Origin of the sequence: Streptosporangium amethystogenes subsp. fukuiense, assembly GCF_042665875.1 — a bacterium.
Classification (GTDB): domain Bacteria; phylum Actinomycetota; class Actinomycetes; order Streptosporangiales; family Streptosporangiaceae; genus Streptosporangium; species Streptosporangium fukuiense.
In genome coordinates this window covers 7,594,417-7,613,745 of record NZ_JBHTEE010000001.1, presented here as the reverse complement: position 1 = coordinate 7,613,745, position 19,329 = coordinate 7,594,417, and the positions used below count along the sequence as shown (strand labels likewise).

The 19,329-nt window shown below is 70.3% G+C and carries 16 protein-coding genes; 12 read left to right on the top strand and 4 right to left on the bottom strand.

From position 1 onward, the window contains the following. Window positions 1–29: 29 nt before the first annotated feature. From ACFQVD_RS33830 to ACFQVD_RS33815, 4 genes are all read left to right on the top strand, one after another. A complete protein-coding gene (locus tag ACFQVD_RS33830) occupies window positions 30–1,016 on the top strand; it encodes an aldo/keto reductase (RefSeq protein ID WP_343962517.1) in 987 nt (328 codons plus the stop codon). Window positions 1,017–1,039: 23 nt separating this feature from the next. Next, window positions 1,040–1,612: a GNAT family N-acetyltransferase gene (locus tag ACFQVD_RS33825; RefSeq protein ID WP_386273055.1), complete on the top strand. Its 573-nt coding sequence runs from the start codon at window positions 1,040–1,042 to the stop codon at window positions 1,610–1,612. A gap of 69 nt (window positions 1,613–1,681) precedes the next feature. After that, window positions 1,682–2,677, top strand: a complete 996-nt coding sequence (locus ACFQVD_RS33820; protein WP_343962513.1) for an NAD-dependent epimerase/dehydratase family protein — start codon at window positions 1,682–1,684, stop codon at window positions 2,675–2,677. Between the two features lie 28 nt (window positions 2,678–2,705). Next, entirely contained in the window at window positions 2,706–3,971 is a 1,266-nt protein-coding gene (locus ACFQVD_RS33815; protein WP_386273051.1) for an activator-dependent family glycosyltransferase, read from the top strand. 72 nt (window positions 3,972–4,043) lie between these two features. Here the strand turns inward: ACFQVD_RS33815 and ACFQVD_RS33810 are convergent, their stop codons facing one another. Then, on the bottom strand, window positions 4,044–4,847 hold the full coding sequence (locus ACFQVD_RS33810; RefSeq protein ID WP_343983835.1) for a class I SAM-dependent DNA methyltransferase: 804 nt from the start codon (window positions 4,845–4,847) through the stop codon (window positions 4,044–4,046). 523 nt (window positions 4,848–5,370) lie between these two features. Between ACFQVD_RS33810 and ACFQVD_RS33805 the strand changes: the two genes are divergently transcribed. From ACFQVD_RS33805 to ACFQVD_RS33770, 8 genes are all read left to right on the top strand, one after another. After that, a complete protein-coding gene (locus ACFQVD_RS33805; RefSeq protein ID WP_386273048.1) occupies window positions 5,371–6,636 on the top strand; it encodes an activator-dependent family glycosyltransferase in 1,266 nt (421 codons plus the stop codon). A 132-nt stretch (window positions 6,637–6,768) separates the two neighbouring features. Then, window positions 6,769–8,034 (top strand): activator-dependent family glycosyltransferase, encoded by a 1,266-nt coding sequence (locus tag ACFQVD_RS33800; protein WP_386273047.1) that lies wholly within the window; start codon window positions 6,769–6,771, stop codon window positions 8,032–8,034. Between the two features lie 23 nt (window positions 8,035–8,057). After that, a complete protein-coding gene (locus tag ACFQVD_RS33795; RefSeq protein WP_343962495.1) occupies window positions 8,058–9,317 on the top strand; it encodes an activator-dependent family glycosyltransferase in 1,260 nt (419 codons plus the stop codon). A gap of 12 nt (window positions 9,318–9,329) precedes the next feature. Next, window positions 9,330–10,625 (top strand): activator-dependent family glycosyltransferase, encoded by a 1,296-nt coding sequence (locus ACFQVD_RS33790; protein ID WP_343962492.1) that lies wholly within the window; start codon window positions 9,330–9,332, stop codon window positions 10,623–10,625. 5 nt (window positions 10,626–10,630) lie between these two features. Then, window positions 10,631–11,920, top strand: a complete 1,290-nt coding sequence (locus ACFQVD_RS33785; protein ID WP_343962490.1) for an activator-dependent family glycosyltransferase — start codon at window positions 10,631–10,633, stop codon at window positions 11,918–11,920. A gap of 4 nt (window positions 11,921–11,924) precedes the next feature. Further along, window positions 11,925–13,181 carry an activator-dependent family glycosyltransferase gene (locus ACFQVD_RS33780; protein WP_343962488.1) on the top strand — a complete coding sequence of 419 codons (1,257 nt, stop codon included), beginning with the start codon at window positions 11,925–11,927 and terminating at the stop codon, window positions 13,179–13,181. A gap of 9 nt (window positions 13,182–13,190) precedes the next feature. Continuing rightward, complete coding sequence (locus ACFQVD_RS33775; RefSeq protein ID WP_343962486.1) at window positions 13,191–14,429, top strand: activator-dependent family glycosyltransferase; 1,239 nt, start codon at window positions 13,191–13,193, stop codon at window positions 14,427–14,429. A 9-nt stretch (window positions 14,430–14,438) separates the two neighbouring features. Further along, complete coding sequence (locus ACFQVD_RS33770) at window positions 14,439–15,692, top strand: activator-dependent family glycosyltransferase (RefSeq protein WP_343962483.1); 1,254 nt, start codon at window positions 14,439–14,441, stop codon at window positions 15,690–15,692. 46 nt (window positions 15,693–15,738) lie between these two features. Here the strand turns inward: ACFQVD_RS33770 and ACFQVD_RS33765 are convergent, their stop codons facing one another. From ACFQVD_RS33765 to ACFQVD_RS33755, 3 genes are read right to left on the bottom strand one after another with little or no spacing between them, the layout of a single operon-like run. Then, window positions 15,739–16,665: an SAM-dependent methyltransferase gene (locus tag ACFQVD_RS33765; protein ID WP_343962481.1), complete on the bottom strand. Its 927-nt coding sequence runs from the start codon at window positions 16,663–16,665 to the stop codon at window positions 15,739–15,741. Next, window positions 16,662–18,185 carry an aromatic amino acid ammonia-lyase gene (locus tag ACFQVD_RS33760; RefSeq protein ID WP_343962478.1) on the bottom strand — a complete coding sequence of 508 codons (1,524 nt, stop codon included), beginning with the start codon at window positions 18,183–18,185 and terminating at the stop codon, window positions 16,662–16,664. The genes ACFQVD_RS33765 and ACFQVD_RS33760 overlap by 4 nt, the downstream gene beginning before the upstream one ends. After that, on the bottom strand, window positions 18,182–19,327 hold the full coding sequence (locus ACFQVD_RS33755) for a class I adenylate-forming enzyme family protein (RefSeq protein ID WP_343962476.1): 1,146 nt from the start codon (window positions 19,325–19,327) through the stop codon (window positions 18,182–18,184). The genes ACFQVD_RS33760 and ACFQVD_RS33755 overlap by 4 nt, the downstream gene beginning before the upstream one ends. Window positions 19,328–19,329: the final 2 nt, after the last annotated feature.

Below are 19,329 nucleotides of genomic sequence, written 5' to 3'. Positions count from 1 at the left end.
CTCACCTACCTGGTGGACAGGAGGTAGAAATGCGCCAGACCAACCTCACGGACGACTTTTCCGTGAGCGCGATCGGCCTCGGCTGTAGCTCGATGTCACACGGCTACGGGCCGGCCGACCGGGACGACGAGGAGTCCGTCCGGGTCATCCACCGGGCCATCGACTACGGCATCGACATCTTCGACACCGCGGACGTCTACGGGCCGTACACCAACGAACAACTGCTCGGGCGCGCGCTCGGATCGCACCGGGACGACGTGACGATCGCCACCAAGTGCGGCCTGGTGGTCGGGCCGGACGGCAAGTTCCGTCGCAACGGCCGGCCCGAGTACCTGCGGACCGCCTGTGAGGGATCGCTCCGCCGGCTCGGGACCGACTCCATCGGGCTGTACCAGCTGCACCGGGTCGACCCGGCCGTCCCGCTCGTCGAGACCTGGGGCGCGCTGGGCGAACTGGTCACCGAGGGCAAGGTCCGGGCGCTCGGCATCTCCCATGCCACCTGCGAGGAGCTGGAGCTGGTCCACTCGGTGTTCCCGATCACCGCGGTCCAGTACGAGCTGTCGGTATGGTCCACGAGCACCCTCGACGACGTCCTGCCGTGGAGTCAGAAGAACGGCGTGGGGTTCCTCGCCTTTGCTCCGCTGGGCCGCGGGTACCTGTCCGGCCACGTCGACCACACCGCCCTGGGCGCGGACGACTCCCGCAACCGGGACCCGCGTTTCAGCCCCGACGCGATGAGCGTCAACCAGGCGATCGTCGAGGGCCTGCGCGCGATAGGCGCCCGGCACGGCGTCACATCGGCGCAGGTGGCGATCGCCTGGACGATGGCCCAGGGCGGCAACGTCGTCCCCATCCCGGGAACGAGGCGACGGCACTGGCTCGGAGACAACGCGGCCGCGGTCGATCTGCTCCTCACCCCCGAGGATCTGCGCGACATCCACAACCTCCCGTCGGCGATGGGCGAGATGAGCTGGGACCAGTTCCGTTCCACCGGCTCGCCGACGCACCGGAGCTGACCCAGATGACAGGACCCAAGAAGTTGATCTTTCCGCATACGGCGTCCCGCCGCATCGTGCTCCACCCCGCGAGCGGTACCGACCAGGCCGGCTTCGCCCAGATCTTCGTACGTACGGGGGTGGAGAGTGTCCGCCCGGCGGTACGGGCGGCCCGGGGAACGATGCGCGCCCACGCCGCGTTCCACGTCTCCACGACCGCCACCAACGAGCGTCTGGGCTTCGCCGGCCTGCACGCGCTCGACCCGGCCGGGCATGTCAGGTGCGCCGTCTACCTGGATCCCCAGCGGGCCCGGCTGGGCGTGGGCTCCGAGGCCATTCTGCTGATGATCAACTATGCCTTCGCCACACTGAACGTCGAACGGGTGATCGGGCAGACCACCGAGGCCAGCTTCACCTCCTTCGGGATCACCGGGGGCGACCGGGAGATCGGCGCCCTGCACGATCACATGTACTTCCGCGGGCGCCTGTGGGACCTGCACAACTTCGAGATCGAGCGTCCGAAGTGGGAGGAGTACATCGACCGGAACACCACCGGCGTGCTTCCCCCGCCGCTGAGCTGGCGGGCCGCGCCGCCCCGGCCCCTTGAGGTGTCCTGACGGCCCGCTGGACGACGTCGCCCCGTCCCCGTCGCGACTCATCCGCTCCGGCAACGTGAAGGAGAACACATGGCAACCACGGCCGCGAAACCGCTGATCACCGTACTCGGCGCCTCGGGCCTGCTGGGCACGGCCGTCGCCCGCGAGCTGGCGGTCAGGCCGGTCCGGCTCCGGCTGGTCGGGCGCCGCCCCACTTCCGTTCCGTCCGGATCGCATGCCGACGTCGAGGTGCGCATCGCCGACCTGACCCGCGACGACGCCCTCGCCTCCGCGGTCGACGGCGCCGACGCGGTGATTCACCTGGTCGCGCACATGGGGAACGCGAGCACGTGGCGGGCCGCCGCGGTCGACCCTGCCGCGGAGCGGGTCAACCTGGGCCTGGTGCACGACCTCGTCGACGCGATCCGAACGCGGCGCCCGGCGCGGCCGCCGGTGGTGCTGTTCGCCGGATCGGTGTCGCAGGGAGGGCGTTCCTCGTCGGCCCGGTTCGACGGCAGCGAACCGGACGAGCCGCTGACCGCTTACGACCAGCACAAGCTGGACGCCGAGCGCGCGATCAGGGCGGCCGACGCCGAGGGGCTGATCCGGGGGAGCACGTTGCGACTGGCGACCCTCTACAGCCGGGGTACGGATCCGATCGCACTGGACCGGGGCGTGGTCTCGGTCATGATGCGCCGGGCGTTCGCCGAGCAGCCACTGACGATGTGGAACGACGGCGTCCCCAAGCGCGACCTGCTCTGTGTCGACGACGCGGCCACCGCGTTCGTCGCCGCGCTGGACCGGACCGACCTGGTCTCCGGCCGGCACTGGCTGATCGGCACGGGCCAGGCGACCAGTGTCGCCGACCTGTTCACGATGATCGCGAAGGTCGTCGCCACTCAGTCGGGGCGGCCTCCGGTCCCGGTCGTCCCGGTCCCGCCAGCGGAGCACTCCATGCCCACGGACACGATGGATTTCGTCGCCGATCCGTCCATGTTCCAGAGGGCCACCGGCTGGGCGCCCCGCGTGTCACTGCCGGACGGGCTGGAGGGCGCGGCAGCCGCCATCGCCCACGAGCCCACCTGACCGTCGCAACCCGAGGAGGGGAAGTTCGGTGCGAGTCCTGTTCGCCGTGAACCGAGAGAAGAGCATTTTCCAGTACCTCGTGCCGCTGGCCTGGGCGCTGCGCACGGCGGGCCACGAGGTATGCGTGGCCGGCCAGCCCTCCTTCGCCAAGGTGATCACCCAGGCCGGACTGACGGCCGTGCCGCTGGGTGACGACCGCGACCCGTGGCGGATCACGGAGAACAGGCAGGACAGGCTGGACGCCCTCCGCGTCGGCATCATGGCACCATACGACGCCTTCGACGATCCCGCGAAGGCCACCTGGGAGTACCTCAAGCCGGGGATGCTCAAGGCGACGCAGGGGTGGCACCGGGTGAGCAACTTCCCGATCATCAAGGAACTGGTGGACTTCGCCCGCCACTGGCAGCCCGACCTGGTCATCTGGGCACCGCTGAGCTACGCCGGACCGATCGCCGCCAAGGCCTGCGGCGCCGCGCACGCCCGGCTGCTGTTCGGCGTCGACGTCTACGGCGGTGTCCGCCGGCTCTACCGGCGGCTCAACGAGCAGCAGCCGCCCGAGGACCGCGCCGACCCGCTCGCCGACTGGCTGGCCAGCTACGGCCGCAAGTACGGCTTCGACTTCTCCGAGGACATGCTCACCGGGAACTTCACCATCGACCAGTTCCCGCTCAGCCTGCAGATCGAGGCCGAGGGCCTGCACTACCTGCGCATGCAGTACGTCCCCTACGGCGGCCCCGCCGTCGTGCCCGACTGGCTGCGCACCCCACCCCGGCGACCACGCGTCGGCCTCACCATGGGCCTGGACGCGACCGAGGTCTACAACGGCTACGACGTCGATGTCCAGGTCATCCTGGACGCGCTGGCCGACCTCGACATCGAGCTCGTCGCCACCGTCGCCGAATCCGAACAGAGGAAGCTCGCCCGCGTCCCCGGCAACGCCCGCCTGGTCTCCTACGTGCCCTGGCAGGCCATGGTCCCCACCTGCTCGGCCGTCATCCACCACGCCGGCGCCGCCACCCTGGCCACCACCGCCCTGCACCCGGTCCCCCACCTGTCCCTGCACTACCACTACGACCAGCCGATCCTGGCCCGCAAGCTCGCCGAACACGGCGCCGGACTGGAGATCCACACCAGCCAGGCCACCGGGCAGGCCGTCCGCGACAGCCTGCTGCGCCTGCTGAACGAACCCGCCTTCCGCGAACGGGCACACGACCTGCGCGACGAGATCCACGCCCTGCCCACCCCCAACCAGCTCGTCCCGCAGCTGGAAGAACTCACCGCCCGACACCACTGAGAAGAGGTGACCGGGGCGCGTCCCGCCCGTCGACGCGCCGGGACGCTGCCGGGCTCCCGGCCGGCCCCACGATCAACCGTCCCTTCGCGCGTCCTTCCCTCCGGAAGCAGCACGCCGGGCGACCCATAGGCCCCGTTCGAAACGGTCGTCCCGCAGGTGTTCGGCATCGCAGCCGGCCTTCGCGAATGCCGTTTCGTACTGCTCGCGGGTGAACAACGTCATGAGGAGCGTATCGGTGGAATGGTGGATTCCGGAGGCGGGATCGACCTCGACGGAGTGCACCACCATCTGCATCCGGTCACCGTCGCCGGGATGACGGATGGAATGAGAGGCCCGGAAAATCGTCCTTGATCCGTCCTTGATGAGATCGGTGGCCGCGTGTCCGGGAATGAACTCGTCCGGGCCGAACCACGGCTCGATGATCAATATCCCTCCCGGCGCCAGATGACGTGCGAAACACTCGATCGTCGTTTCGAGCTCGGCCACCGACTGCAGGTGCGGAATCGCGAACATACATGTGATCGCGTCGAACAACTCCCCCATCTCGAATTCCCGCATATCCGCACATCGCACCTCGAGCCCCGGAATCTTCGCTTGGCTGAACCTCAGCATGTCCTCCGAGATGTCCAGCCCCACGGTTCGATCGAACAGTTTCACGAAGAACTGCAAATGCAGGCCGGTCCCACAGGCCACATCGAGCAAGGACGAAGCAAACGGATTCCGCCGGTGTACTATCCGAGCCACCTCTGCCGACTGGTCGGCGTAATCCTTTTTTCGATTACGCATGAGCAGGTCATAGATCTCAACGTAGCGAGCCCTGTACATCTTTCTATCACCGCATTTCAAATCGGCGCAGCTCTCGGCGGAGAAGAACATGAGCGACCGGCACGGCCGCCATCGGCCCGCTCTTCCTATAAAGCTCCACGGCGCGACTCCGCAGCCATGCCCGAGATAAACCAGATCGTGTCGGGCATTCTACCGATCCTCTTCCCAAAAATCAGCGCCCCGGTCACGAGGAAACCCCAAGGCCGAGAGCCAGGCTTTGGGGAACCGTCCCGCCAGCGGGACAGGCCATGCCCTACCACCCGTACCCGGCCGTGACGGGAAAAGGTGCACCACAGGATCGCCCGCATTTCCTCAGCAATCATAAGACCTGCACGAATTACCGCCGGATCCCGGACCGGAAGGATCACGCTGACCGGGATATGGGCGACGTACTTCCCCATCGGCTACGCTGCCCAGCGGGAGCCGCTCAGCCCGTCGACATATTTCGCATTGAATTCTTGCATGCTACTTCTGCGCATTACCGTGCGCTGGTTCCGGCGCGTTTCCGCGCACTGACCGGGCGGTGCGCGGGGCCGGGACGACCTGCCGAACACCGCTGAGGAGAAACGACACGATGCGTGTCCTGCTGGCCACCTACCAGAGCAAGACCATCTTCCAGACGATGGTGCCGCTGGCCTGGGCGCTGCGCACCGCGGGCCACGAGGTCCGCGTCGCCTGCCAGCCCTCCTTCGCCGACGTGGTCACCCAGGCGGGCCTCACCGCGGCGCCGGTCGGCCGGAACCACACCACCTGGCGGATAGCCGAGGCGCACGCCGAGCAGGCCGAGGCGGGACGTGCCGGGCTGCCCGCGCCCTATGACGCGGCGGTGACGGACCTCGCGGCCCTCGGCTGGCAGGCGATGCAGGACGGCTACGTAAGTCTCCTGTACCGCTGGCACAAACCGGACAATTTTCCGATGGTCGCCGATCTGGTGGACTTCGCCCGGCACTGGCGGCCCGACCTGGTCATCTGGGAGGCCACCACCTACGCCGGGGCGATCGCCGCCAAGGCCTGCGGCGCCGCCCACGCCCGCCTGCTGTGGAGCATCGACGTCTTCGGCGCCACCCGGGAACGCTTCCTGCGCCTCAAGGCCGAACAGCCGCCCGAGAACCGCGCCGACCCGCTCGCCGACTGGCTGAGCGGCTACGCCCGCAAGTACGGCTTCGACTTCGGCGAAGACCTCGTCACCGGCCAGTTCAGCATCGACCAGCTCCCCGCCTCACTGAGCATGCGAGCCGACCTCGACTACCTCCCCATGCGGTACGTCCCCTACGGCGGACCCGCCGTCGTGCCGAAATGGCTGTGGACCCCACCCCAACGCCCCCGCGTCGCCCTCACCCTCGGCACCACCGCCACCGACCGCTTCGCCGGCTACACCGTCGACGTGCAGGACATCCTGGACGCACTGGCCGACCTCGACATCGAACTCGTCGCCACCATCGCGGAAAACCAGCGGCACAAAGCCCCTCGCGTCCCCGACAACACCCGGGTGGTCTCCTACGTGCCGTTGCACGCCCTGACCCCGACCTGCGCCGCGGTCATCAACCACGCCGGCCCCGGCACCTTCCTCACCACCGCCCTGCACGGGGTTCCCCAGCTCACCGTGCCGTGGGACTTCGACGAACCCGAACTCGCCCGCCGCGCCGCCCGGCAGGGAGGGACGCTGACGATCCGCCCTGACCGGGCCACCGGCCAGGCCGTCCGCGAGAGCGTGCTGCGCCTGCTGAACGAACCCGCCTTCCGCGAGCGCGCACACGACCTGCGCGACGAGATCCACGCCCAGCCCACCCCCAACCAGCTCGCCCCGCAGCTGGAAAAGCGCGCCGCCGAACACCGCTGACACCGGGCCACGACGAGAGAAGGCGAGTCGTGCGGACGATCATGAGACCCGCACGAATCACAGCCGGAGGTCCGGACCACAAGGCTCGCGCCGAGCCGGGAGTGACCCGCTGGACCCCAGGAAGGGAAAACGATGCGCATCCTGCTGGCCACCTACCAGGACAAGACCATCTTCCAGACGATGGTGCCGCTGGCCTGGGCGCTGCGCACCGCGGGCCACGAGGTCCGCGTCGCCTGCCAGCCCTCCTTCGCCGACGTGGTCACCCAGGCGGGCCTCACCGCGGCGCCGGTCGGCCGGAACCACACCACCTGGCGGATAGCCGAGATGCACCCCGAGAACGAGGAGGCGGATCGTGCCGGGCTGCCCGCGCCCTATGACGCGGCGGTGACGGCCCCCGCGGCCCTCGACTGGCAGGCGATGCAGGACGGCTACCGGCACCTCATCGCCCACTGGCACAAGCTCGACAACTTTCCGATGGTCGCCGATCTGGTGGACTTCGCCCGGCACTGGCGGCCCGACCTGGTCATCTGGGAGGCCACCACCTACGCCGGGGCGATCGCCGCCAAGGCCTGCGGCGCCGCCCACGCCCGCCTGCTGTGGAGCATCGACGTCTTCGGCGCCACCCGGGAACGCTTCCTGCGCCTCAAGGCCGAACAGCCGCCCGAGAACCGCGCCGACCCGCTCGCCGACTGGCTGAGCGGCTACGCCCGCAAGTACGGCTTCGACTTCGGCGAAGACCTCGTCACCGGCCAGTTCAGCATCGACCAGCTCCCCGCCTCACTGAGCATGCGAGCCGACCTCGACTACCTCCCCATGCGGTACGTCCCCTACGGCGGACCCGCCGTCGTGCCGAAATGGCTGTGGACCCCACCCCAACGCCCCCGCGTCGCCCTCACCCTCGGCACCACCGCCACCGACCGCTTCGCCGGCTACACCGTCGACGTGCAGGACATCCTGGACGCACTGGCCGACCTCGACATCGAACTCGTCGCCACCATCGCGGAAAACCAGCGGCACAAAGCCCCTCGCGTCCCCGACAACACCCGGGTGGTCTCCTACGTGCCGTTGCACGCCCTGACCCCGACCTGCGCCGCGGTCATCAACCACGCCGGCCCCGGCACCTTCCTCACCACCGCCCTGCACGGGGTTCCCCAGCTCACCGTGCCGTGGGAGTTCGACGCGCCCGAACTCGCCCGCCGCGCCGCCGGGCAGGGCGCCACCCTGATGCTCCTCGGTGACCGGGCCACCGGCCAGGCCGTCCGCGAGAGCGTGCTGCGCCTGCTGAACGAACCCGCCTTCCGCGAACGGGCACACGACCTGCGCGACGAGATCCACGCCCAGCCCACCCCCAACCAGCTCGCCCCGCAGCTGGAAAAGCGCGCCGCCGAACACCGCTGACACCGGCCCAGAAAGGGAAGACGATGCGGATCCTGTTCGCCACCACTCCGGCGAAGACGATATTCCTGTACATGGTGCCGCTGGCCTGGGCGCTGCGCACGGCGGGGCACGAGGTCCGGTTCGCCGCCCAGCCCGGCTTCGCCGATGTGATCACCCAGGCCGGGCTGACCGCGGTCCCGATCGGGCGTGACCACAACCCGCGCATGACACGGACGTCGGAAGACGCCAAAGCGGAGCGGCCAGGCATCCCGGCGCCGTACGACGCCTTCGACGATCCCGCGAAGGCCACCTGGGAGTACCTGAAGCCCGGGATCGCCTCGGCGGCGCGAGAAGGACATCGATACGGGAACTTCCCTCTCATCTCGGAGCTGGTGGACTTCGCCCGGCACTGGCGGTCCGACCTGGTCATCTGGGAACCCTTCGCCTTCGCCGGCGCGATCGCCGCCAAGGCCTGCGGCGCCGCGCACGCCCGGCTGCTGTTCGGCGTCGACGTCCACGGCGGTGTCCGCCGGCTCTACCGGCGGCTCAACGAGCAGCAGCCGCCCGAGGACCGCGCCGACCCGCTCGCCGACTGGCTGGCCGGCTACGGCCGCAAGTACGGCTTCGACTTCTCCGAGGACATGCTCACCGGGAACTTCACCATCGACCAGTTCCCGCTCAGCCTGCAGATCGAGGCCGAGGGCCTGCACTACCTGCGCATGCAGTACGTCCCCTACGGCGGCCCCGCCGTCGTGCCCGACTGGCTGCGCACCCCACCCCGGCGACCACGCGTCGGCCTCACCATGGGCCTGAGCGCGACCGAGGTCTACGACGGCTACAACATCGACATGCAGGACATCTTCGACGCGCTGGCCGACCTCGACATCGAGCTCGTCGCCACCGTCGCCGAATCCGAGCAGCGCAGATTCCCCCGGGTCCCGGACAACACCCGGATGGTCGCCTACGTGCCCTGGCACGCTCTGGCCCCCACCTGCTCGGCCGTCATCCACCACGCCGGCGCCGCCACCCTGGCCACCACCGCCCTGCACCCGGTCCCCCAGCTGTCCCTGCACTACCACTACGACCAGCCGATCCTGGCCCGCAAGCTCGCCGAACACGGCGCCGGACTGGAGATCCACACCAGCCAGGCCACCGGGCAGGCCGTCCGCGACAGCCTGCTGCGCCTGCTGAACGAACCCGCCTTCCGCGAACGAGCGCACGACCTGCGCGACGAGATCCACGCCCTGCCCACCCCCAACCAGCTCGTCCCGCAGCTGGAAGAACTCACCGCCCGATACCGCTGAGGAGACGACACGATGCGCATCCTGTTCACGACATATCCAGAAAGGACACACTTTCTGCTGCTGGCGCCGCTGGCCTGGGCACTGCGCACCGCCGGTCACGAGGTGCGCGTCGCGGTCCAGCCCAAGTTCGCCGACGTCGTCACCCAGGCCGGCCTGACGGCGGTGCCCATCGGCGCCGACCGTGACCTGTGGCAGTACCTCGGCCGCCTCAGGCAGATGCCCGACACCAGGAGTAAGGGGATCGTCAGCAAAAAGGTGGGCTGGCCCACGCCGTACGCCGCGGCGGAGTGGCCGGCCGAGGACGTCACCTGGGACTACCTGCACGCCGGGTACGAGCTGCAGATCCGCCAGTGGCACAAGCAGAGCAACACCCCGATGATCACTGATCTGGTGGAGTTCGCCCGGAGCTGGCAGCCCGACCTGGTGATCTGGGAGCCCACCACCTACGCGGGCGCGATCGCGGCCAAGGCCTGCGGCGCCGCACACGCCCGCCTGCTGATCGGCGCGGACGTCTACGGCATCACCAGGGACCACTTCCTGCGCCTGCGGGCCGAGCGACCCGTCGAGGACCGCGCCGACCCGATGGCCGACTGGCTGGGCGGCTACGCCCGCAGGTACGGGTTCGAGTTCGACGAGGACATGATCACCGGCCAGTTCACCATCGACATGCTGCCGCCCTCGCTGCGGATGCGGGCCGATCTGAAGTACCTCCCGCTCCGGTACGTCCAGTACGGTGGCGCCGCCGTCGTCCCGAAGTGGCTGTGGGCCCCGCCCGAGCGCACCCGGGTGGCCATCACCATGGGGCTCACCGTCACCGACCGCGACGTCGGCTACCCCGTCGACGTGCGGGACCTCTTCGATGCCCTGGGCGACCTCGACATCGAGGTCATCGCCACGATCGTGAAGGAGGAGCAGGCCAAGCTCGGCCGGGTCCCCGACAACATCAAGATGGTGCCCTACGTACCGCTTCAGGCGCTGCTGCCCACCTGCTCGGCCGTCATCCACCACGCCGGAGTGGGCACCCTCGCCTCCACCGCCCTGCAGGGGCTGCCCCAACTGGCGTTGCCGTGGGACGTCGACCAGCCGGCCCTGGCCGAGCGGCTGGCCGCGCGGGGCGCCGGTCTGGCCGTGCACGCCACCAAGGCGACCGGTCCTGTGGTCCGTGAGAACCTGCTGCGGCTGCTGAACGAGCCGGCCTTCCGCCAGGGCGCCGACCGGTTGCGCGAGGAGTTCCTCGCCATGCCCACCCCGAACGCGTTCGTCCCGCGACTGCTCGAACTCGTCGCCGAGCACGGCGGGACCCGGTGACGCGGATGCGCGTGCTGTTCACCACCTACCCGGAGAAGACACACTTCCTGAGCATGGTGCCGCTGGCCTGGGCGCTGCGCACCGCGGGCCACGAGGTCCGCTTCGCCAGCCAGCCCGCCTTCACCGACGTCATCACCCAGGCCGGACTCACCGCCGTCCCCGTCGGCCGCGACGCCGACCTGTGGCAGCTCATGAACCGGGATCTCACCTGGATCGGGACGGGGGTCAACGGGCTGCCCATCCCGTACGACGCGGCCGAGTGGCACCCGCGGGACGTCACCTGGAGCTACCTCAAGGACGGCTACGACATCCAGGTCGGCCGCTGGCACAAGATGAGCAACGTCCCGATGATCACTGATCTGGTGGAGTTCGCCCGGAGCTGGCGGCCCGACATGGTGATCTGGGAGCCCACCACCTACGCGGGCGCGCTCGCCGCCGAGGCCTGCGGCGCCGCGCACGCCCGCCTGCTGTTCAGCGTGGACACCTTCGGCGTGACCCGCGAACACCACCTGCGGCTCAAGGGCCTGCAGCCGCCCGGGGAGCGGGCCGACCCGATGGCCGACTGGCTGGGCGGCTACGCCCGCAAGTACGGCTTCGAGTTCACCGAGGACCTCGTCACCGGCCAGTTCACGATCGTCCTGCTGCCGCGATCCCTGCGGATGGACGCCGATCTGGACTACCTGCCGATGCGCTACGTACCCTACAGCGGCGCGGCGATCATGCCGTCGTGGCTGCGGGAGCGGCCTGGACGCCCCAGGGTCGCGCTGACGATGGGGCTCAGCACCGCCGACCACGGGGCGGGTTACGGGATCGACCTGCGGAGCGTCCTGGACTCGCTGGCCGATCTGGACATCGAGCTCGTTGCCACCGTCGCGGAGGCGGAGCAGCGGAAACTCGCCTCGGTCCCGGAAAACGCCCGGCTCGTTCCGTTCGTACCGCTGGCCGACCTCGCCCCCACCTGCAGCGCCGTGATCCACCACGCCGGGTTCGGCACCCTGGCCACCACCGCGCTGAACGCGGTCCCGCAGCTGGCCGTCCCCTGGGACGGCGACGGCCCCGCCCTGGCCAGGCGGATCGCCGCCCAGGGCGCCGGTCTCGCCGTCAACAGCGGCCAGGCCACCGGTCTGATCCTCCGGGAGCGACTGCTGCGGCTGCTGAACGAACCCCGGTTCCGCCAGGGCGCGGACCTGTTGCGTGAGGAGATGCTGGCGATGCCGACCCCGAACGAGATCGCGGTCCAGCTCGAAGAGCGGGTGGCGTCGCACCGGCGGCCCGCCATGCTCGGCGGGAGGTGACGTCATGCGCGTACTGTTCGCCGCCAACCCGGAGAAGGCGCACCTGCTGGCCATGGTGCCGCTGGCCTGGGCGCTGCGCACCGCCGGGCACGAGGTCCGCGTCGCCAGCCAGCCCGCCTTCGCCGATGTCATCACCCAGGCCGGACTCACCGCCGTCCCCGTCGGCCGCGACGCCGACCTGTGGCAGTTGCTCGCCCGCGACCCCCGCCTCCCGGACTGGACCTGGGAACCCGCCTACGGCCTTCCCACGCCATACGATGTCGTGGAATTTTCAGAGAAGGCCACCCGGGAGTATCTGACCACGGGGTACGCCGAGGTGCAGCAGTCGTGGCACCGGCCGGCCTCTCTGCCGATCATCGCCGGGCTGGTGGACTTCGCGCGGCACTGGCGACCCGACCTCGTCATCTGGGAACCGCTCACCTTCGCCGGGCCCATCGCCGCCAAGGCCTGCGGTGCCGCCCACGCCCGGCTGCCGTGGAGCCTGGACGTCTTCGGCCTCACCCGGGACCGTTTCCTGCGGCTCGGCGACGAACGGGCCGACCCGCTCCGCGACTGGCTGGAAGGCTACGGCCGCAAGCACGGTTTCGCGTTCGACGAGGAGATGATCACCGGTCACTTCACCGTCGACCAGTTGCCCGCCTCGCTGAGCATGCGGGCCGACCTCGACTACGTCCCCATGCGGTACGTCCCCTACGGCGGCCCCGCCGTCGTGCCGAAATGGCTGTGGACCGCCCCCGAACGCCCGCGGGTCGCCCTGACGATGGGCCTGAGCCTCACCGATCACCAGGCGGGCTACTCGGTCAGCGTGCAGGAGATCCTCGACTCGCTGGCCGACCTCGACATCGAGGTCGTCGCCACCATCGCCGCGACCGAGCAGGACAAACTCGACCGCGTCCCCGCCAACGCCCGCCTCGTCCCCTACGTGCCGCTGCACGCGCTGGCGCCGACCTGCTCGGTGGTCATCAGCCACGGCGGCTTCGGCACCGTGCTCACCACCGCCAGGAACGCGGTCCCCCAGCTCGCCATGCCGTGGGACTTCGACGGACCGCTGTTCGCCCGGCAGGTCGCCGACCAGGGCGCGGCGCTGGTCGTCGCGGCCGATCAGGCGAGTGGCGCGGTCGTCAGGGAGAACGTGCTGCGGCTGCTCGGCGAACCCGGCTTCCGCGAGCGCGCCGCCGACCTGCGCGACGAGATCCAGGCGATGCCGAGCCCCAACGACCTCGTCCCCCGGCTCGAAGAGCTCACCGCGAAACACCGCTGAGGAGACACGATGCGCATCCTGTTCGCCACCGTCCCGGAAAAGACGATCTTCCTGCCCATGGTGCCGCTGGCCTGGGCGCTGCGCACCGCCGGGCACGAGGTCCGGGTCGCCTGCCAGCCCGCCTTCGCCGACGTCATCACCCAGGCCGGGCTGACCGCCGTCCCCATCGGCCGCGACGTCGACACCGTGCGGCTCTTCCAGTGGTACGGCATGACGAGCGACCAGTTCGAGGAGGTCCGGATCGGGCTGCCCGCGCCGTACGACGTGGCCGAGGACCCCGATCGCTACACCTGGGAGACCATGCTGCAGGCCTGCCGGGACATGGCCGAGGGGGATCGGGCGGAGAGCTTCCCGATGGTCGCGGGCATGGCCGACTTCGCCCGGCAGTGGAAGCCCGACCTCATCGTCTGGTCGTCGTTCTGTTACGCCGCGCCGATCGCCGCCAAGGCCTGCGGCGCCGCGCACGCCCGCATGCTGTTCGGCGCCGACGTCTTCGGGGTGACCAGGGAGCGGTTCCTGGAGTTCAAGGGGGACGAGGACCCGGTGGCGGACTGGATGGGCGCCTACGGCCGCAAGTACGGCTTCGAGTTCACCGAGGACATGGTCACCGGCGACTTCACCGTCGACCTGCTGCCCGACTCGCTGAGCATGCGGGCCGGCCTGGACTACCTGCCGATCCGCCACGTCCCCTACGGCGGCGCCGCCACGGTGCCGAAGTGGCTTCAGGTTCCCCAGGAACGGCCCCGCGTCGCCCTCAGCTTCGGGCTCACCGCCACCGGCATGTTCGCCGGATACACCGTCGACGTGCGCGACGTCCTCGACTCGCTGGCCGACCTCGACATCGAGGTGGTGGCCACCATCGCCGACTCGGCGCGGGAGAAGCTGGGCACCGTCCCCGACAACGCCCGGCTGGTGTCGTACGTGCCGCTGCACGCCCTGATGCCGACCTGCTCGGCGGTCGTCAACCACGGCGGTGTCGGCACCGTGCTCAACAGCGCCCGGTACGCGGTCCCCCAGCTCACCATGGGCTACCACTTCGACGAGCCGATCATCGCGCGCGGGCTCGCGGCCCAGGGCTGCGCGTTGCAGGTGGGTCCCGGTGTGACCGTCCGCGACGGGGTGCTCCGACTGCTGGGCGAGCCCGCCTTCGCCGGACGCGCCGCCGACCTGCGCGACGAGATCCAGGCGATGCCGAGCCCCAACGACCTCGTCCCCCGGCTCGAAGAGCTCACCGCGAAACACCGCTGAGGAGACACGATGCGTGTCCTGTTTGTCACTATTCCCGAGAAAACGATCTTCCTGCCCTCGGTGCCGCTGGCCTGGGCGCTGCGCACCGCCGGGCACGAGGTCCGGGTCGCCAGCCAGCCCTCCTTCACCGACGTCATCACCCAGGCCGGACTGACCGCCGTCCCCGTCGGCCGCGACGCCGACTTCTGGTGGGACGTGAAACTGGACCCGGCGCTGCTCGAGCAGGCACGCGGCGGACTGCCCATGCCCTGGGCGGTCGCCGAGGATCCGGCGGGCGCCACCGGAGAGTCCATGACGGAGGCCTATCGCGGCACGGTTCAGCATGAGCAGAAACCGCACAACTTCCCGTTGATCGCCGGTCTGGTGAACTTCGCCCGCGAGTGGCGGCCCGACCTGATCATCTGGGAGCCCTTCACCTCCGCCGGGAGCATCGCCGCCAAGGCCTGCGGCGCCGCGCACGCCCGCCTGCTGTGGAGCGCGGACGTCTTCGGCGCCGCGCGGGAGCACTTCCTCCGGCTCCAGGAGACGCCGGCCGATCCGCTCGGCGAGTGGCTCGCCGGTTACGGCCGCAAGTACGGCTTCGAGTTCACCGAGGACATGGTCACCGGCCAGTTCACCATCCACCAGCTCCCCCCGCCGATCGGCGTGACCGCCGCCGGCCTGCACAACGTGCGCATGCGCTACGTCGCCTACGGCGGCCCCGCCGCCGTCCCGAAGTGGCTGTGGGCGCCGCCCGAGAAACCGCGCGTCGCCCTCACCCTCGGCACGACCGCCACCGACGTGTTCTCCGGCTACGCCGCCAACGTGCAGGACATCCTGGACGCGCTGGCCGACCTGGACATCGAGGTCGTCGCCACCATCGCCGAGGCCGAGCAGCAGAAGCTCGCCCGCGTCCCCGCCAACGCCCGCCTGGTGTCCTTCGTGCCACTGCACGCGCTCGTACCCACCTGCTCGGCGGTCATCCACCACGGCGGGGCGGGCACACTGAGCACGGTCGCGCTGCACGGGGTGCCGCAGCTCGCCCTGCCTTACCACTTCGAGGGACCGCTGCTGGGCAGGACACTGACCGAACACGGCGCCGGGCTGGCCATTCCCTCCGAGCTCGGAACCGGGCAGGCCGTCCGGGACGCCCTGCTCCGGCTGCTGGACGAGCCGACGTTCCGGAAGCGTGCCGAGGAGCTCCGGGACGAGATGCACGAGCTGCCCACGCCCAACGAGCTCGTCCCGCAACTGGAAGAGCTCGTCGCCGAACACCGCCCATAGGGAAAGGACCCCGGGGACGCGGTGCCCCGGGGTCCGTTCCCCGCTGTCACGGCCGGTGCGCGACCGCGATCATCATCCCGTCGGGCTGCGGCCCGTTCTCCACCTCCACCCAGTCCACACCCTCGCCGTGGTCGTGGATGCGGACCATGTCGGGGGGCAGCTCACCGTACGCGTCCATCTCCGCGTAGATCTTCCGGTACGTGTACTTCGTGTGCTCGGTGATGTCGGTGATCTCGTCGATGACCAGACCGGCCTCGCGCCCGAACCGCCGGTAGTCACTGGCGCGCACCGGCGACGCCTGCCGCCAGGCGTCCAGCACCTCGTTCAGGATGGCCACCGCCATCTCGTCCACCTCGTTCCCCCGCTTGATGGCGTCGGTGAGGGCCAGCCGGCCGCCGGGCCGCAGAACCTGGGCGACCTGCTTCAGCACGTGCGTCCGGTCGAGGATGTGCGGGATGGAGCCCAGGGCGAGCACGGCGTCGAAGGAGCCGGCCTCGAACGGGAGGTCCATCGCGTCGGCGACCCGGAAGTCGACCAGGTCGGCCACCCCCTCCGCCTGGGCCAGCGCGGTGGCCTGCGCGACGTCCTCCGTACTGACCGAGATGCCGACCACCCGCGCGCCGGTCGTCCTGGCGAGCCGCACCGCGGGCTTGCCGGTGCCGCAGCCGAGATCCAGCACCGTGTCGCCCGCTCCGGCCCGGAGCTTGATGATCATGATTTCGGTCAGCCGCTCGGTGGCCGCCTTCAGATCGCTGTCGTCGTCCGGGCCCAGCCAGTACCCGAGGTGCATGCTGCCCGCGAAGATGTCGGTGAGCACCCGGCCGTTCCGGTCGTAGAACTCCCCGACCCGCTTGGCGGACGGTGCCTGCACCGCCCTGGTGCTTTCCACGTTCGGGTGGAAGTCGCGCGTGGTCAACGAGCCGGGGGCGGCGGTGAAGTCGCGCGCCCTGGCCCGCAACCGGTCGAGACTCATGCGCCGCTCCCGGCCAGCTCCGCGGCGGCGTGCCGGTCGAGCAGGTCGCGGGCGTCCCGCACCTCCTGGGCCATCGGCCGGTCGGCGTCCAGCGGCGGGGAGATCTCGGCCAGCTCCGCCCAGATCCCGTCGGCCTGGGGCTCCTCGCCGACCATCACGGCGAGCTGGGCCACGCCCAGGGCCAGCGAGCCGATGGCCAGCCAGCCCAGCTCCAGGCCGTCCGACACCGCGTTCGCCCCGTTGAGCGCCATCGGGACGTGGTCCTGGTTCCAGCCGTTGGTCGGCAGCGTGGTCAGCGAGGCCGGATAGACGACCTGCCTGATCCGGGAGACGAACGACGTCGCGCTGATGTGCACGCCCGCCAGCCCGCAGCCCCGGCCGGCCCTCGGCGTGAGCATGGGCGGCAGGTCTCCGTTGGTGGCCGGGCTGAGCAGCAGGCCGAGCTGCCGTTCGGCCAGGTAGGCGGCCATGTGCAGGGAGAGCCCGATCTGGTCGGAGGCGAGGCCGACCGGCATGGCATGGAAGTTGCCGCCGTGCAGGATCTGGCCCTCGTAGGCGATCGGGTTGTCCTGGCAACCGCTCGCCTCCCTGGCCAGCACGTCACCCGCCGAGGTGAGCTGGTCGAGCACCGCGCCGAGCACCTGCGGCGCGCACCGCAGGCTGTACGGCTCCTGCAGCGGCCGCCGCTCGTCCCTGACCAGGCCCGCGGGCAGCTCCCGCCTGATCCACCTGGCCGCCGTGAGCTGCCCGAGCTGGCCGCGGGCGAACGCGTGGCCGTCGTCGTAGTGCTCGCTGTTGGCCCGCAGCAGGGTGGCCAGCCGGCCGGTCAGCATCGCCGCCGCCCGGACCAGCCGCACCGCCGACTGGTGGTTGAGGATGGACACCGCCAGGCTGGCGCCGGTGCCGTTGACGAAGGCGAGCGCCTCCCTGACCGGCCACTCGAACGGCTCGGCACCCAGCGCCGCGAGGGCCTCCCTGGCGGGCCTCGTCTCCCAGCCGCCACCGGCGCCGCGCATCCACGCCTCGCCGAATCCGGTGAACGTCAGTGCCGCGTGTGCCAGCGGCTGCAGGTCCCCGCTCGCGCTGACCGTGCCGTCCCGCGGGATCACCGGGGTGAAACCGGCGTTCCACAGGTCGGCCAGGGTCTGCCAGAACTCCGGCGAGACCGCCGAGAACCCCCGGCGCATGCTGTTGAGGCGCAGCCAGAAGACGAGCCTGGACACCTCCGGGCTCAGCGGCCTGCCCTGGCCGGTGCCCAGGTGTGAGATCAGCGAGCTGCCCTGCTCCATCTCCGACTCCGCGGCGTACGTGACGAGCGGGCCGAATCCCTGGGTGAGGCCGTAGATGGGCTGGTCGGCGGCCAGATGTTTCGCGACGGTCGCCGCGCTGGCCTCCATCCTGGCGATGTCGGCGTCGTCGCACGGATCGATCCGGCCATCCCAGGAGGCGCTCCTGGCGATCTCCGCCAGGTACGCCGCACCGGTCGTCTCGCTGCTCGTCATCTCGGCGGTCAGTGTCACTTCGCTACCTCTGCTTCGGTTGCCTCGGTGGTGGGTGATGTCTGGAGGTGCCGCACCTTGCCCAGCGCGGACCGCTCGATCCTGGGCACCGCGTGCACGCGCTTCGGGCGGACCCCGATCCGGTCGAACGCGGCGGACAGGTCGAGGTCGGCCAGTTCCGTGCCCGGCTTCAGCACGACCAGCAGGTCGACGTGCTCGCCGATCATCCGGTCGGCGACGGGGACGACCGCGAGGTCCTCGCAGTCCAGCACGGCGCGCAGCGCGTGCTGGACCTCGTCCAGGTTGATCCGGCGGCCGTTCACCTTGACCAGCCGGGTGCGGCGACCGGCGAACCGGAACGTCCGCTCGTCCAGCGGCTGGACGTGGTCGTCCGCCTCCCAGAGCGGCGGCGGCCGCTCGTCCGGCCGGAAGGCCAGCCGGGGACTGCGGATCACGAGCGGTACCTCTTCGTCCTCGTCCGATCCGGCGGGTTCAGGTTCGGGATCGGCGAAGGACACGTCGCGGAAGAGGGTCCAGGGGGGAGGTTCGCCCTCCCGCCAGCGCCGGGTCGCGATGCCGCCCGCCTCGGTGGAGCCCAGCACCTCCACGATGAGCGCCCGGTCCGGGCCCGCCTCGGCGAGGAACTCCCCGGCCGTCGCGGGGAGCATCGCGCCGCCGTACAGCACGGTGATGTGCTCCAGCTCGCGGACCCAGCTCATGTGCTGCAACAGCAACGTGAAGATCCACGGTGTCGCCACCACCACGACCCGCCGCTGCTCGATGGGCGGCATGACACCGTAGAACGTCGGTTTGTACCAGACCGGCAGCCGGAGATGGGCGGGGATCAGCACGCTCGCCAGCGCCCCGTACAGGTGGGTCGGGGGAACGCAGGAGATGACCGCCTCCGGCTTCTCCGGTTCGATCAGCTCGGCGAGCATGCCCGCCTCCAGCCAGACGTTCTCCCGCAGCCGCCGCCAGCACCGGCTCGGACCCGTGCTCCCCGAGGTGTGAAAGTCGATGGTCGGCGGCAGGGTGCCGAGCACCAGTTCCCCCGGATCGCGGTCGGCGAGGTCCCAGCGCACCTGCCAGGCCCGGTCGGTCATCGCCGGCGCGGTGAATTCAAGAGAAAGCAATTCGGCCGGGCTCAGCTCGGCATAATCCATGG

Excerpts from the sequence above, each read along its gene's own strand:
- ACFQVD_RS33820 (WP_343962513.1), top strand. The coding sequence starts at position 1,682 with ATGGCAACCACGGCCGCGAAACCGCTGATCACCGTACTCGGCGCCTCG.
- ACFQVD_RS33765 (WP_343962481.1), bottom strand. The coding sequence starts at position 16,665 with ATGAGTCTCGACCGGTTGCGGGCCAGGGCGCGCGACTTCACCGCCGCC.
- ACFQVD_RS33775 (WP_343962486.1), top strand. The coding sequence starts at position 13,191 with ATGCGCATCCTGTTCGCCACCGTCCCGGAAAAGACGATCTTCCTGCCC.
- ACFQVD_RS33830 (WP_343962517.1), top strand. The coding sequence starts at position 30 with ATGCGCCAGACCAACCTCACGGACGACTTTTCCGTGAGCGCGATCGGC.
- ACFQVD_RS33805 (WP_386273048.1), top strand. The coding sequence starts at position 5,371 with ATGCGTGTCCTGCTGGCCACCTACCAGAGCAAGACCATCTTCCAGACG.
- ACFQVD_RS33755 (WP_343962476.1), bottom strand. The coding sequence starts at position 19,327 with ATGGATTATGCCGAGCTGAGCCCGGCCGAATTGCTTTCTCTTGAATTC.
- ACFQVD_RS33780 (WP_343962488.1), top strand. The coding sequence starts at position 11,925 with ATGCGCGTACTGTTCGCCGCCAACCCGGAGAAGGCGCACCTGCTGGCC.
- ACFQVD_RS33795 (WP_343962495.1), top strand. The coding sequence starts at position 8,058 with ATGCGGATCCTGTTCGCCACCACTCCGGCGAAGACGATATTCCTGTAC.
- ACFQVD_RS33800 (WP_386273047.1), top strand. The coding sequence starts at position 6,769 with ATGCGCATCCTGCTGGCCACCTACCAGGACAAGACCATCTTCCAGACG.
- ACFQVD_RS33770 (WP_343962483.1), top strand. The coding sequence starts at position 14,439 with ATGCGTGTCCTGTTTGTCACTATTCCCGAGAAAACGATCTTCCTGCCC.
- ACFQVD_RS33810 (WP_343983835.1), bottom strand. The coding sequence starts at position 4,847 with ATGTTCTTCTCCGCCGAGAGCTGCGCCGATTTGAAATGCGGTGATAGA.
- ACFQVD_RS33785 (WP_343962490.1), top strand. The coding sequence starts at position 10,631 with ATGCGCGTGCTGTTCACCACCTACCCGGAGAAGACACACTTCCTGAGC.
- ACFQVD_RS33790 (WP_343962492.1), top strand. The coding sequence starts at position 9,330 with ATGCGCATCCTGTTCACGACATATCCAGAAAGGACACACTTTCTGCTG.